This window comes from Pyxidicoccus sp. MSG2, assembly GCF_026626705.1.
In the GTDB taxonomy this organism is placed as follows: Bacteria; Myxococcota; Myxococcia; order Myxococcales; family Myxococcaceae; genus Myxococcus.
Window position 1 is genome coordinate 13,024,894 of sequence record NZ_JAPNKC010000001.1, and the last position, 13,664, is coordinate 13,038,557.

Sequence of the window (13,664 nt, forward strand, 5' to 3'; positions counted from 1 at the left end):
TTTTTCCCCTGGAGGAACCATGTCTCTCTCGCTGAAGAGCCCCTGGCTGGCTGCCATCACCACCACCACCCTCGTCGCCGGCATCGCCTGGAGTCTCGGCCTGACGCCCGGCCCCACCACCCCTTCCGCACCCGCACCCGAGCCGGTGCTCGCGCCCAGCCCCGTCGCCCCCAGCGCCTCCGCGGACAGTGCGCGCATTCGCCAGTTGGAGCAGCAGGTGGAACAGCTCGCCCAGCGGCTCGGCTCCGAGGAGGCAGCCCGCGCCAATGTCCCGCCCCCGCCCATGCCCCCGACTCCGGAGGAGCAGGTGCAGCGCCGCGAGGCCGGCATGGAGATGTTCGAGATGAAGGTGGACGCGTACCAGCAGGAGCGCCTGGACGCCGTGTGGGCGGACCCGGCGCGCAAGTCGCTGGAGACCAGCATGGGCACGCTCCTGGCGAGCCTGCCGGCGGAGCGGCGCGGAAACCTGCTCGGCGTGGACTGCCGCACCCACTCCTGCATGGCCACGCTGGAGTTCCCCAACTTCGCCGCCGCGAAGGACCAGTTTCCCCGCTTCGTGGAGCACATCTACGACGTGCCCTGCGGACGCACGGCCGTGCTCGACGACACGGAGGACCCGGCCGCGCCCCTGAAGGTGCGCGTCCTCTTCGACGAGTGCGCGCGCGACTGAGGCCCACATGCGACTCGCTCACACATACCGCTGCCGATGTGACCGAAACGCAACAGCCGGGGTCCACGTTTAGCGGAATTTTCCGCCATATATCCTGAGAGTCGGAGTCACATGCGTATCGCTGGAAAGACGGTTGTGGCCCTGGGGGCAATTGCCGCGATGACCGGCTGCGGCCCCGTGGACGAGACGGAGCAGCAGGACACGCAGGCCGCGGTGGTGGATGCCCGCAACTGCGGTGCCCAGGAGTTCAACCAGGACGAGGTGGCGGCGATCGAAGCCCGCTACGAGGCGGCTCGGGCGGTGCAGGCGATGGGTGGCACGGTCCACGCCGCGGCCATCTCCATCCCCGTCTATTTCCACGTCATCCGTGACGCGAGCGGCAACGGCGGCGTGACGACCACGCAGATCGACAACCAGATCACCGTCCTGAACCAGGCCTACGCGTCGAGCGGCGTCAGCTTCACCCTGGCCGGGGTGGACTACACCAACAACTCCCAGTGGTACACCTGCACTGGCGGCGGGTGTGAGACGAAGATGAAGAAGGCGCTGCGCAAGGGCAGCGCGGACGACCTCAACTTCTACACCAACAACATGGGCCAGGGTCTGCTCGGCTGGGCGACCTTCCCCTGGAGCTACGCCAGCGCTTCGACCTCGGATGGCGTGGTCGTCCTCCAGAGCTCGCTGCCGGGTGGCTCTGCGACCAACTACAATCAGGGCGACACAGGCACCCACGAGGTCGGCCACTGGATGGGCCTGTACCACACGTTCCAGGGCGGCTGCACCAGCCCCGGCGACAGCGTGGATGACACGCCGTTCGAGGCCTCCCCGGCCTCCGGCTGCCCCTCCGGCCGCGACACCTGCACCACCGCCGGCGTGGACCCCATCACCAACTTCATGGACTACACCTACGACTCCTGCATGAACACGTTCAGCGCGGGCCAGAACAGCCGCATGAACAGCATGTGGACCACGTACCGCGCGGGCAAGTAGTCCCCGCCTGCAACAACGCATGTCCCGGAAGTGCGCAACGGGCCTCTCACGCAGGTGGGTGGCCCGTTGTTCTTGGCGGAGCTCACCACCGCTATTTCGACGGTTGGAGCTCCGGAGGCATGTGGACGGCTACTTCTTCGTGGCTGCACGCCAGAGCTCATAGAGCTCCACCGCGCCCCCGGACTGGACCGGCATGTGGACGGGCTTCAGGCGCTGCTCCGCGGGCGGCCTTGCCAGCTCGGCATGGATGGCGGCGGTCGACAGTCCGTAGGGCTCGCCGTCCGCGTTCGAGTAGGCAAACGCGACCTGCTCGATGCCTGCCATCCGCATGGCCGCGAAGCACATCGGGCAGGGCTGACCGCTCGCATACACGGCGCAGCCGTCGAGACGTGGCGTGCCCAGCGCCTGGCCCGCGGCGCGGAGCGCGAGGAGCTCCGCGTGGGCGGTCGGGTCGTGGGTGGCCTGCGTCTCGTTGACGCCGCGCGCGATGACCTGGCCGTCCTTGACGACGACGGCGCCGAAAGGCCGCCCGCCATGGCGGACGTTGTCGCGCGCGAGCCCAATCGCTTCGAGGAGATGGTCCTTGGGCGATGACATGAATGCCTCCATGCCTCCGGACCGGATGGGGCGAAAGAAGTTTGTTTCGCTCCTGTCGTGGAGTCATCCCTCCCGGAGCGCCCTGCCACGTGCGGAGCACGTGGGTCCCGTCAACACTCCTCCTCGGCACGTCTGCACCAGCCCCCCACCCGCCTCTGGCCCCTATCCGCCCTATACTTGGTGCCGTGAATACACGTGGCCCCGGCCCCGTTGAATCAGGGGCTTGATGTCAGGAGTGCTTGGGATGCATGGGGCTGATTCCGAGTCCTTCGAGAGGGTGTTGCAGTCCGCCGGCGAGCTGTCCTCCGCCCGCCTCCGTGAGACTCCGGGAGCCAGAGAGGCCGTGGAGCGAGCCCTCTCCCAGGCCGCGGCCCTCCACGACGCCGCGCCCGAGCCGGGGGCCTTCGCGCGACACCTCGGGGCCCTGCTTTCGCGGGCGGTGGACCCGATGCTCGCGCTGGAGCGACTGCATGCCCGGGACCTCGCGCTCGCGCTCTCCTGCGCACAGGGGCTGCCGGCGGCCCGTGCGCTCCTGGAGCAGGAGGTCCTCCTCAAGCTGCGCGTTCCCCTGTCTCGCATCCATCCCTCGCCGGTGTTCGCGGACGAGGTGCTGCAGGTGCTCCGGGCCAACCTCTTGATGCCTCGCGCGGAAACACCCTCACGGCTGCTCGGCTACGCGGGCGTGGGCCCGCTGCTGCACTGGGTGAGCATCTCCGCCACGCGGCTCGCGCTGCGGATGCGCAAGGCCCAGGGAGAAGAATCGCAAGTCGACGCCGAGGTGCTCGCCGCGCACCCCGCGCCGGGAGGGCTGGAGCTGGGCTTCGTCCGGGAGGAGGCCCGAGGGCATGTGCGCGCGGCCTTCATCCGGGCGGTGGCCTCGCTGGATGACGAGGACCGGGAGTTGCTGCGACTGCACTTCGTCGAGCGCCTCTCCCTGGAGCGCATGGGCGCCCTGTTCGGCCTGCACAAGTCCACCCTCTCACGCCGGCTCTCCGCGGTGCAGGCGCTGCTGGAGAAGCGGACGCGGCGCGCGCTCGCCGAACGCCTGTCGCTGCCCGAGCCCGAAGTGAACAGCCTGATGCGCGCCATCCAGGGCCGGCTGGACCTGAGCCTCTCGGGCCTGCTGGCAGCGCGCGAATGAGCTGCCCCGACGAGAACACGCTCTCGGGCTATGCGAGCGGAGCGTTGGACCCCCAGGGAACGACCACCGTGCGCCAGCATGTCGCAGGCTGCTCGGAGTGCCGGAGCGTGCTCGCCGCGCTGGGCGGGCTGGAGACGCCTCCTCCGCGGGTCGACACAGGGCTGCTCGTCTCCGGCGCGCGCGTGGGGCGGTACATGGTGCTCGGTCTGCTCGGCGAAGGAGGCATGGGGCGCGTCCATGCCGCCTATGACCCAGAGCTGGACCGCAAGGTGGCGCTCAAGCTGCTGAACCTCGCGAGACTCGGGGAGGGCTCTCTTGCCCAGGCGCGTCAGCGACTGGAGCGCGAGGCCCGCACGATGGCCCGGCTGTCGCACCCTCATGTCGCCCGACTGCACGACGTGGGGGAGTTCCAGGGGCAGCTCTTCCTGGTGATGGAGCTCGTCGAAGGAGGCACGCTCCGGCGGTGGCTGGCGGAGAAGCCGCGCACGCGCCGGGAAATCCTCGCGCGCTTCATCCAGGCGGCGGATGGGCTCGCGGCCACCCACGCGCTGGGCATCATCCACCGCGACTTCAAGCCCGACAACGTCCTGCTGACGCGCGACGGGCAGGTGCGCATCACCGACTTCGGCCTGGCCAACGCGGCGGTGGCGCTGGAGCCTCCTCGGGAGGACGTGGCCTTCGTCTCCGGCGAAGCGCCGCTCACCCTCACCGGGGCGTTCCTGGGGACTCCCGCCTATTGCGCGCCGGAGCAGCTTCGCGGAGAGCGGGGGGATGCCCGCTCGGACCAGTTCGCCTTCTGCGTCGCGCTCTACGAGGCGCTCAACGGGCAGCGGCCCTTCGCGGGAGCCACGCGCGAGGAGCTCCTGTCGTCCATGGTGCGCCAGGAGGTGCGCCCCGAGAAGAGCGGTGTGCCCTCGTGGCTCAAGGCCGTGGTCCGGCGAGGACTCTCCGTGGACCCGTCGCGGCGCTTCGAGTCCATGCAGGTTCTGCGGGCCCGCCTCTCGCGAGAGACAGAGGCCTGGAAGCGCAGCGCCGTCACGGCGGTGCTCGCGGGAGGACTGGTGGGCCTGGGGTTCCTCGTGCTGGGGCCTTCATCGGCGACGCCGAGCGAGGCCTGCCAGGGCAGTGAGCGGCACCTCGCGGGCATCTGGGACCCGGCCGTGCGTGAGTCCACGCGTCAGGCCTTCCTGAGGACGAAGGACCCCGCGGCCGTGGCCTCGTTCCAGGCCGTGGCCTCCACGCTGGAGCGGTGGACCCAGGACTGGACGCGTGCGCATCAGTCCGCGTGCGAGGCGACTCACGTCTTCGGCGAGCAGTCGGAAGCGGCGCTGGGGCTTCGGATGACGTGTCTGGACCAGCGGCTGGGAGAGCTGTCACGGCTGACGATGGCGCTCCAGGGCGCGGACGCGCGGACGGTGGAGCGGGGCTTCGGGCTGGGGGCCTCGCTCGGCGGCGTGGGCCGATGCGCGGACGTGCGGACGTTGCAGGAGGCCGTGTCTCCGCCGGAGGACCCGAAGGCGCGCGCGGAGGTGGACGCGGTGCGCGCGGAGCTCGCGAAGGCGAACGCGGAGATGCTCGCGGGCCATCCCGCCGAGGCGCTGCGAATCGCCCTGCCCGCCCGCGAGCGTGCGCTCGCCACCCGCCACCGGCCCCTGGAGGCAGAGGCGAATCACCTCTGCGCGCGATTGCAGGAGGACACCGAAGCCTTCGGGGACGCGCGCGCGTCCCTGGCCCAGGCGTCGCTGGCGGCCGAAGCGGGGCGGCACCTGGGCGTGCTCGCGCGGGTGCTGATTGCCCAGGCCTGGCTGCATGGGTACGGCTTGGGGCGCCCCCAGGAGGCGTGGCCCTTCTTCCAGCGCGCCCGTGCCGTGGCGGAGACGCTGCGAGACGCCGATCTGGACCTCCTGCTGAACCAGATGCAGGCGGAATTGCTGGAGCAGGAGGGCCGCTTCGCGGAGGCGGAGCCGCTGCTGCGTGCGACGCTGGAGACCGCCACCGCGCGGGGCCTGACGTCGGCGCGCGCGGAGCTGAGCGGCCGGCTGGGCCTGCTGGCCAGGCAACAGGGGCGGCTGCTGGAGGCGAAGCGCTGGCTGGAGGAGGCGCTGCGGGTCCATGAGACGCACTTCGGCGCGGCGCACCGGGACACGGGACGAACCCTGGTGAACCTGGGGGGCACGCTGGCCCAACTGGGTGAGCTGGCGAGCGCCGAATCCGTCCTCCTGCGGGCGCTCGAAATCCTCCGCCGGACGCTGGGCGAGGAGAACCTGTCGGTGGCCCGGACCTGGTCCAACCTGGCGCTCGTCTACTTCGAGTGGGGACATGGAGCCCAGGCGCGGGAGGCCGCGGAGAGGAGCTGGGCGGTGGCGCGCAAGAGCCTGGATGCCGACAGCCCGGTGCTGATGGGGATGAAGTCGAACCGGCTGGGCGTGCTGGGCGAACAGGGCGAGCGTTTGCCGGAGCTGGAGCATGCCCGAAGCCTCCTGGCGCAACACGCGCGTGTCTATGGCGCCACCCACCCGGAGGTGGCGCTGGATGCGCACGAGGTGGGCCGGCTGCTGCGCCTGATGGGGCGTCCGGACGAGGCACGCGACTTCCACTCGCGCGGCGTCTCGCTCCAGCGGCCTCTGGCCGACAAGGGCGAGGTGGATGGCGCGGGGCTGCGCTCCCTGGCGGATGCCCTCCTCTTCCTGGGGCAGGTAGACGAGGCCCGGCGTCATGTGGAGCAGGCGCTCGCGAGCATGGAGCGGGACCTGGGGCCTTCGTCGTCCGAGCGCATCGAGGCGCTGCTGCTGCTGGGGGACGTCCAGCTCGCGCGAGGCCAACCCGCCGAGGCCCTGGCGCCGCTGCGGACCGCGCTGGAGGTGCTCACGGTGCGGCAGGTGGTCTCCGCGCGCGTCCCGAGGGTGCGTCGTCGGCTCGCGCGGGCGCTCCGGCTGACGGGGGCGGTGGAAGAGTCCTGCAAGGAGGCGCGGCGCGCCTGGGAGGAGCTGGCCGTCTGGCGCAAGGCCTATGCCCAGGAGACGACGGAGGCGCGAGCCGAGCTCGGGCACTGTCGAGGGTAGCGGTCGACTTCATGACGGGGCAGCCCCGCTGCCGCTGAGCCGGGTCCTGCACTCACGGTCGAATCGTGGTGCGCTGTCGTCCGATATCGTCCGAGCGCCTCGTTCTATCTGTGTCACCGGTTGCCTGCCGCGCTTCACGTCGGCGGCAGGGACCCACAACACACTGGAACGAGGTGCTTCGTATGAAGTCATTCTTGAAGTGGGGAATGTCCGCTGTCCTGGCCACCATCGCGGCTCCGGCCCTGGCTCACGAGGATGCGACGGGTACGCAAACGGAGTTGGCACAGCTCGCGGGAATCGAGTCGGCACGGGCCGCCTGCTACATCGACACGACGGCGTGGGACGTGGCCACCCCTGACTACTGCTCCACCATCGTCTGGTGGCAGCCCAAGGCCACGGCGGTGTTCTCGGTCATCGGCATCGACCAGTCCTCCGGCCGGTACCAGCTCACGTACCTCGACAACAAGTGCTCGAGGGTCTGGTACACCACCCAGGAGGGCTGGATCTGCTCGCGCTCGATTGGCCCCTTCCGGGACCACACCCAGCGCGTGCAGGTGACCGACCTGCAGACGGGCCAGTCGGTCATCCTGTCCGCCATCGCCAACTACGAGACCGGCGCGTAGCGCCGCATCACGGCACGGCACCTGGATGAGCAGGTCGCCGTGCCATCTCCGCGGGTCACAGGCCGTGCCCGCAGTACTTGCAGTGTGACGCGTCCAGGTCATGTCCCTGGACGCCGCAGCCGAGGCAGGCGCGCGAGTCGACCGCATGGCGGGTGGCGGCGGCCAGCTCCACGGAGACGATGCCGGTGGGCACGGCGATGATGCCGTAGCCCATCACCATCAGCACCGAGGCGATGAGCTGCCCGAGCACCGTCTTGGGAGTGATGTCACCGAAGCCCACCGTCGTCACGGTGACGATGGCCCAGTACATGGCCCGGGGGATGCTGTCGAAGCCGTTCGCTCCGCCCTCCACCACGTACATCACCGCGCCCATGACGACGACGATGGTGAGCACCGTGCCCAGGAACACCGTGATTTTCGGCCGGCTGGCGCGCAGCGCGGTGAGCAGGATTTCCGCCTGTCCCAGCAGGTGGGCCAGCTTGAGCACGCGGAAGACGCGCAGCAGCCGGACCACCCGCACCACCAGCAGCGACTGGGCGCCGGGAACCAGCACGCTCAGGAAGGTGGGGAGGATGGCCACCAGGTCCACCAGCCCGAAGAAGCTGCGCATGTAGCGCAGGGGCCGCTGGACGGCGATGAGCCGGAGCACGTACTCGGCGGTGAACAGCGCCGTGAAGAACCACTCGGCAACGCGGAGCACCCGGCCGTACTGGTCGCGCACCGACGCCACGCTCTCCAGCATCACCGCGACGATGCTGAAGAGGATGGCCCACAGCAGGGCGATGTCGAACGCCTTCCCGGCCGGAGTGTCTGCTTCGAAGATGATGGTGTGCATCCGGTGGCGGAGGCCACCGTCGGACGGGCTCTGCTCGGAGGGACTGGACACGGAGCCAGTCTAGGCGCCCGGTGGCCATTGAAAAGCGAGAGGAAGCGGTCATCGCGATTTCGCCGATAGCCTTCCGCGCCACGGCGACGGGCGCTCGCTACTTCAGGGTCGCGGCGTCGATCACGAACCGGTACCGGACGTCGGAGGCGAGCACGCGCTCGTAGGCCTCGTTGATCCTGCCGGCCGGGATGACCTCGATGTCGGAGCCGATGTGGTGCCTGGCGCAGAAGTCCAGCATCTCCTGCGTCTGACGGATGCCGCCGATCAGCGAGCCCGCGAAAGACCGGCGGGTCATGATGAGGGAGAACACGTTGACCGAGAGCGGCTCCGGGGGTGCGCCCACGTTGACCAGGGCACCGTCCAGGGCCAGCAGGGACAGGTAGGCGTCGAGGTCGATCTTCGCGCTCACCGTGTTCACGATGAGGTCGAACGTTCCGGCGAGCTTCTTGAACGTCTCCGCATCGCTCGTGGCGAAGTAGTGGTCCGCGCCGAGGCGCAGGCCGTCCTCCTTCTTCTTCAGTGACTGCGACAGGACGGTGACCTCGGCCCCCATCGCGTGCGCGAGCTTCACGGCCATGTGCCCGAGCCCGCCAAGACCGATGACGGCCACCTTCTTGCCGGGGCCGGCGCCCCAGTGGCGCAGCGGCGCGTACGTCGTGATGCCGGCGCACAGCAGCGGCGCGGCGGCGTCGAGCGCGATGCCCTCGGGAATCCTGAGGACGAAGTCCTCGGCCACGACGATGTGTGTTGAATAGCCGCCCTGGGTGCGCTGGCCATCCTTCCCAACACCGCCGTAGGTCCCGGTGAACCCCTTGAGGCAGTGCTGCTCCTCACCCTTGAGACAGTTCGCGCACTCGCGGCAGGAGTCGACCAGGCAGCCGACGCCGACGCGGTCGCCGACGGCGTGCCGGGTGACCTCGGAGCCCACCCTGGCGACGATGCCGGCAATCTCGTGGCCGGGGACGATGGGGTAGTTCGCCGAACCCCACTCATTGCGAGCGTTGTGGATGTCGGAGTGGCAGATGCCGCAGAACTTGATCTCGATGAGGACGTCGCGCGGGCCGAGGTCACGACGCTCGATGGTCGTCGGACCAAGAGGGGCTGTCGCTGACCCGGCCGCGTAGGCATTGACGGTGAGCATGTGTCTTCAAATCTCCGTGGCTTCGGGACCGTTGAGTCTCGTTCACGAAGAGAAGTACGCCCCGGCACGGCGGCTGACTACGCGCCGGGGAGGCAATAGGCTCTTAAGCGGTGCTTAACAGTGAGGTGGCGGCTTCTCGGTGGCGACACGGAAGCCATCGAAGGCGGTTCTCGCAAATGATTACGGCTCCCTTCTCACAGCTGCAGGTGTTCCTCGCCGTGGCCCGCCTGCGCAGCTTCAGCGGCGCGGCGCGCGAACTCGGCGTCTCCACGGCCGCGGTCAGTCAGGCGGTGCGGCAGCTCGAGGGGCAGACGCGCGTGGTGCTGCTCACCCGCACCACGCGCAGCGTTTCGCTGACGGACGCGGGCAGGCGGCTCGTGGAGGGCGCGGGCCCGGCATTGGGGCAGGCGCTCGCTGCCCTGACCGAGGTCTCCGCCCAACCGAGTGAGACGGTGGGCAGGGTCCGGCTGTCGGTGCCACGAGCGGCGGTGCCCTACGTCATCACCCCGGTGGTCCCCACCTTCCGCGCGCGGCACCCTCGGGTCGAGGTGGAAGTCGTCATCGAGGAGCGCTTCGTGGACATCGTGGCGGAGGGCTACGACGCGGGCGTGCGGCTGAGCGAGTCCATCGAGCGCGACATGGTGCAGGTGCGGCTCACCGACGCGTTCCGCTTCGTGGTGGTGGGCGCGCCCGGCTACCTCGAGCGCCACGGGACGCCCCAGCGCCCCGAGGATCTCCTGCGCCACGAGTGCATCACCTTCCGCTTGCGGACCACCGGGGCGCTCTACGCGTGGGAGCTGGAACGGGGCCGCAGGAACTGGCGCGTGCCGGTGCGCGGTGGCGTGGTCTCCAACGACAGCCAACTGACGGTGTCCCTGGTGGAGCAGGGCCTGGGGCTGGCGTACGTCTTCGAGCCCATGGTGGCCGAAAAGCTCCGCACCGGACGGCTGCAGCGGGTGCTCGAGGCCTACGCGCCCACGGTTCCCGGCTTCTTCCTCTACTACCCCAGCCGTGCGCAGCGCTCCCCGGCGCTGCGCCTCTTCGTGGACGTCGCCAGGGAGCTGGCCGCGAAGGCGGTGTGAAGGGTAGACGACCACAGAGCGGCTTCGGGGCACCTCCCAAAGCGAGACACATGGCAGCGCTCCACCGAGCCCACTGCAACAGATGCTTTACGAGATGCACACAGGCCCGCGACATCGCCTCGCGTTTCGACGCGCGTGAGGGAAATGTCGTCCAACCATCAGTCATGCTTCGAGGTCCGAGGTCCGCCCCGCGGGCTCCGCGACCTGGCCGCGCCTGGGCACGCGGTGTCCCGGACGCCCCTCTTTTCAGCGGGGTATTCCGCTGACGTATGTTTCTCGGGCTATGCAGCCTTCGGGCTGTTTCCATGACCCCATGTCCTGACGAGAACGAGCTGCTGGAGTGGGAGCAGGGGCGCCTGTCCGCGGACGCCGTGGCCCGGCTGGAGGCCCACCTGGACCACTGCGCGGCGTGCTGCACGGTGGTGGCGGGACTCGAGGGACAGGGCGCCCTGGCCGAAGAGGCCCTGGACTCCATGGCGTCGTCCGAGCCGGGCGCGCCTCCGCACGCTGGAGCGCGTGTGGGGCGCTACGTGCTGCTGCGCCGCGTGGGCGAGGGCGGCATGGGAGTGGTCTTCGCCGCGTATGACCCGGACCTGGACCGGGAGGTGGCGCTCAAGCTGCTCAAGCCCGGGGCGGTGGCGGACGCGGAGGCGCGCGGGCGGCTGGTGCGCGAGGCCCAGGCGCTGGCACGGCTCTCCCATCCCAACGTCGTCATCGTGCATGACGTGGGCCTGGACGGCGACACCGTCTTCCTCGCCATGGAGCTGGTGCGCGGGCGGACGCTGCGCCACTGGCTGGCGGAGGCGCCCCATCCGTGGCGCGAGGTGCTCGCGCGCTTCCTCCACGCGGGCCAGGGGCTGGCGGCCGCGCACGCGGTGGGGCTGGTGCACCGCGACTTCAAGCCGGACAACGTGCTGCTGGGAGACGACGGCCAGGTGCGCGTCACCGACTTCGGCCTCGCGCGCCTAGCCCCCGCTGAGCCAGTGACTGGGGATAGCCCCACCCCGGAGGCCTCGCCGAAGGAAGGCGACACCCTCGCCGGCGTGCGGCAGGGAACCCCCGCGTACATGTCCCCGGAGCAGTGGCGGGGCGGACGCGCGGACGCGCGCAGCGACCAGTTCAGTTTCTGCGTCACGCTGTACGAGGCCCTCTTCGGCCAGCGGCCCTTCGCGGGAGGTACGACGGCGGAGCGCGCCCGGGCCCTGCGCGAGGGACGGGTGACGCCGCCGCCACGCGGCTCACGCGTGCCCGGCACCGTGCGCGATGCCGTGCTGCGCGGCCTGGCCGTGGAGCCGGCCTCGCGCTACCCCTCACTGGACGCACTGCTGGCCCGGCTCGAGTCCGGCCCGCGCGCGCGCCGCTGGCGCCAGGTGGCCGCGGCGCTGGCCACGAGCGTGGCGGCCAGCGCCGCCGTGGGCTTCGCGCTGGCCCGGGGTGACGCCGCTCGGGCGTGCACCGGCCTGGAGGCCCGGCTGGAGGGCACCTGGGACGCGGCGCACCGGGCCCGACTGGAGCAGCGCTTCCGTCAGGGCGCGCTGCCGGCACCTGGGGACGCGTTCGAGTCCACCGCGCGGGCGCTGGACGCCTATGCCCAGGCGCTGGTGGCCCAGGAGCGCCAGTCCTGCGAGGACACGCGCGTGCGGCAGGCGCAGTCCGAGCAACTGATGGACTTGCGCGCCGCGTGCCTGGATGGCCGGCGCCGGGCGCTGCGCGTCCTGGTGGAGCTGCTGGAGGGAGGCGAGCGAGAGGCGCTCACCCGTGCACCCGAGGCCGTGCGGCAACTCCCCTCCCTGGCCGCGTGCGCGGACCGGGACGCGCTCGCCCGCGTGGAGCCGCTGCCGCGGGCCCCGGAGGCGCGGGAGCGACTGGCGGCGCTGGGCCAGGAGCTGGACGGCCTGCGCGTGCAAGGCGCGGCCGGGTTCCATGCGCGTGCCCTGCCCCGGCTGGAGGCGGTGGTGACGGCCCTGCGCGAGCTGGGACACCGGCCCACGCTGGCGCGGGCCCTGCTGCTGCTGGGCGAGCTGCGAGGCACCGCCGGAAGCTTCGCGCCGGCGCGCGAGGTGCTGGAGGAGGCGGTGCGCGTCGCGGAGGCCGGGCACGACGACGAGACCGCCGCGCACGCGTGGAACCGCCTCCTCTACACGGAAGTCGAGGGCCTGGGCCTGGTGAAGGAGGCCGAGCGCACCGCGCGCATGGCGGAGGCGGCCCTGGAGCGGCTGGGGCCCGAGGCCTCCCTGGAGGTGGCCGCGGAGCTCCACCGCGTCCGCGGCAGCCTCAGCTACCGTCAGGGCGACTACGCGCGGGCGCTCGCCGACGCCAGCAGGTCCCTCGCCTTGCTGGAGCGGGCGCGCGGGCCACGCGACGTGGCGCTCGCCGACGTGCTCACCGGCATGGGCTCGGCACTCAACGCGCTGGGGCGCTACGCCGAAGCAGAGCAGCACCATGCGCGCGCCCAGGCGCTGGTGGAGGCGGTGTACGGCCTCGAGCACCCGCTGCGCGCCGCGCACCTCAACAACGTGGCCACCGCACTGCGGCTGCAGGGCAAGGTAGCCGAGGCGGTGGCGCGCTACAGCGAGGCCCTCGCACTGGGCGAGCGACTCCTCGGGGCGGAGCACTCCAGCACCAGCATGATCCGGGTGAACCTGGGCGACGCGCTCTCGCGACAGGGCCAGCTCGCGGAGGCGCTGCCCCACTACGAGCGCGCCCTGGCGAGCCTGCGCAAGGCAGGGGGCGGCGGCCAGCGGATGGCCAACGTGCTGCTGAGCCTGGGCAATGCCCGGGCGGACATGGGACAGCTCGCGCAGGCAGAGGCGGCCTACCGCGAGGCGCTCGCCATCCAGGAGGCGCAGCTCGGCCCCCGACACCCGGACGTGGCCCTGTCGCGCAACAATCTGGGCTTCGTGGCAATGGACGCGGGCCGCCTGGAGGAGGCGCGCACCCACTTCGAGGCGGCGCGCGCGCTGTGGGAGGACACGCTCGGCCCCAGCCACCCGAAGGTGGCCAGCGCGCTGTACAACCTGGGGCACGTGGAGCTGCGCCTGGGCAGGGTACGTCCGGCGCTCGTCCACCTGCGGCGGGCGCTGGAGATGCGCGAGCAGGCGCTCGGGGCGGAGCACCCCCGGGTGGCACAGACGCTCGGACTGCTGGGCGAGGCGCTGCTGGAGGGCGGCCAATTGCGCGAGGCCCGCGAGCCGCTGGAGCGGGCGGTGGCGCTCGCCGCGCGAGTGGAGCTGGCTCCGCCCGAGCGGGCCCGGGCACACTTCGCGCTCGCCCGCGTCCTCTGGCAGTCGCGCGGAGAGCGGCCCCAGGCGCTGGCCCTGGCGCGGGAGGCCCAGGAGGCCTACGCCCGCGGCGCGCCCGTCTACGCGCCCCGGGCGCGTGAGGTGCGGGCCTGGCTGTCCGCGCACGGTGCCCACTGAGCCGGGAACCGGGTCTCCCTCCTGCCCCGAGAGGGCGCGCTCGTCGGTGGAGG

General features: G+C 71.2%; 10 protein-coding genes. 7 read left to right on the plus strand and 3 right to left on the minus strand.

Annotation, left to right across the window (positions count from 1 at the left end; all coding sequences use genetic code 11):
* The first annotated feature begins 19 nt into the window (after positions 1–19).
* Both OV427_RS49205 and OV427_RS49210 read left to right on the plus strand, forming a co-directional pair.
* Positions 20–670 carry a hypothetical protein gene (locus OV427_RS49205; protein ID WP_267863201.1) on the plus strand — a complete coding sequence of 217 codons (651 nt, stop codon included), beginning with the start codon at positions 20–22 and terminating at the stop codon, positions 668–670.
* Positions 671–781: 111 nt separating this feature from the next.
* Positions 782–1,660, plus strand: coding sequence for a zinc metalloprotease (locus OV427_RS49210; protein WP_267863202.1), 879 nt, complete (start codon positions 782–784; stop codon positions 1,658–1,660).
* A gap of 129 nt (positions 1,661–1,789) precedes the next feature.
* Here OV427_RS49210 and OV427_RS49215 read toward each other — a convergent pair whose 3' ends face one another.
* Positions 1,790–2,257 (minus strand): nucleoside deaminase, encoded by a 468-nt coding sequence (locus OV427_RS49215; RefSeq protein WP_267863203.1) that lies wholly within the window; start codon positions 2,255–2,257, stop codon positions 1,790–1,792.
* Between the two features lie 244 nt (positions 2,258–2,501).
* On the opposite strand from OV427_RS49215, the gene OV427_RS49220 reads away from it, so the two are divergent.
* From OV427_RS49220 to OV427_RS49230, 3 genes are all read left to right on the plus strand, one after another.
* Entirely contained in the window at positions 2,502–3,398 is an 897-nt protein-coding gene (locus OV427_RS49220) for a transcriptional regulator (RefSeq protein ID WP_267863204.1), read from the plus strand.
* A complete protein-coding gene (locus OV427_RS49225; RefSeq protein WP_267863205.1) occupies positions 3,395–6,460 on the plus strand; it encodes a serine/threonine-protein kinase in 3,066 nt (1,021 codons plus the stop codon). The genes OV427_RS49220 and OV427_RS49225 overlap by 4 nt, the downstream gene beginning before the upstream one ends.
* Before the next feature lie 206 nt (positions 6,461–6,666).
* Positions 6,667–7,083, plus strand: a complete 417-nt coding sequence (locus OV427_RS49230; RefSeq protein ID WP_267863206.1) for a hypothetical protein — start codon at positions 6,667–6,669, stop codon at positions 7,081–7,083.
* 55 nt (positions 7,084–7,138) lie between these two features.
* Here OV427_RS49230 and OV427_RS49235 read toward each other — a convergent pair whose 3' ends face one another.
* Entirely contained in the window at positions 7,139–7,969 is an 831-nt protein-coding gene (locus OV427_RS49235; RefSeq protein WP_267863207.1) for an ion transporter, read from the minus strand.
* 97 nt (positions 7,970–8,066) lie between these two features.
* Complete coding sequence (locus OV427_RS49240; protein WP_267863208.1) at positions 8,067–9,110, minus strand: NAD(P)-dependent alcohol dehydrogenase; 1,044 nt, start codon at positions 9,108–9,110, stop codon at positions 8,067–8,069.
* A gap of 176 nt (positions 9,111–9,286) precedes the next feature.
* Between OV427_RS49240 and OV427_RS49245 the strand changes: the two genes are divergently transcribed.
* Positions 9,287–10,192, plus strand: a complete 906-nt coding sequence (locus OV427_RS49245; RefSeq protein ID WP_267863209.1) for a LysR family transcriptional regulator — start codon at positions 9,287–9,289, stop codon at positions 10,190–10,192.
* Positions 10,193–10,497: 305 nt separating this feature from the next.
* Entirely contained in the window at positions 10,498–13,611 is a 3,114-nt protein-coding gene (locus OV427_RS49250; RefSeq protein WP_267863210.1) for a serine/threonine-protein kinase, read from the plus strand.
* The last annotated feature ends 53 nt before the right edge of the window (positions 13,612–13,664 follow it).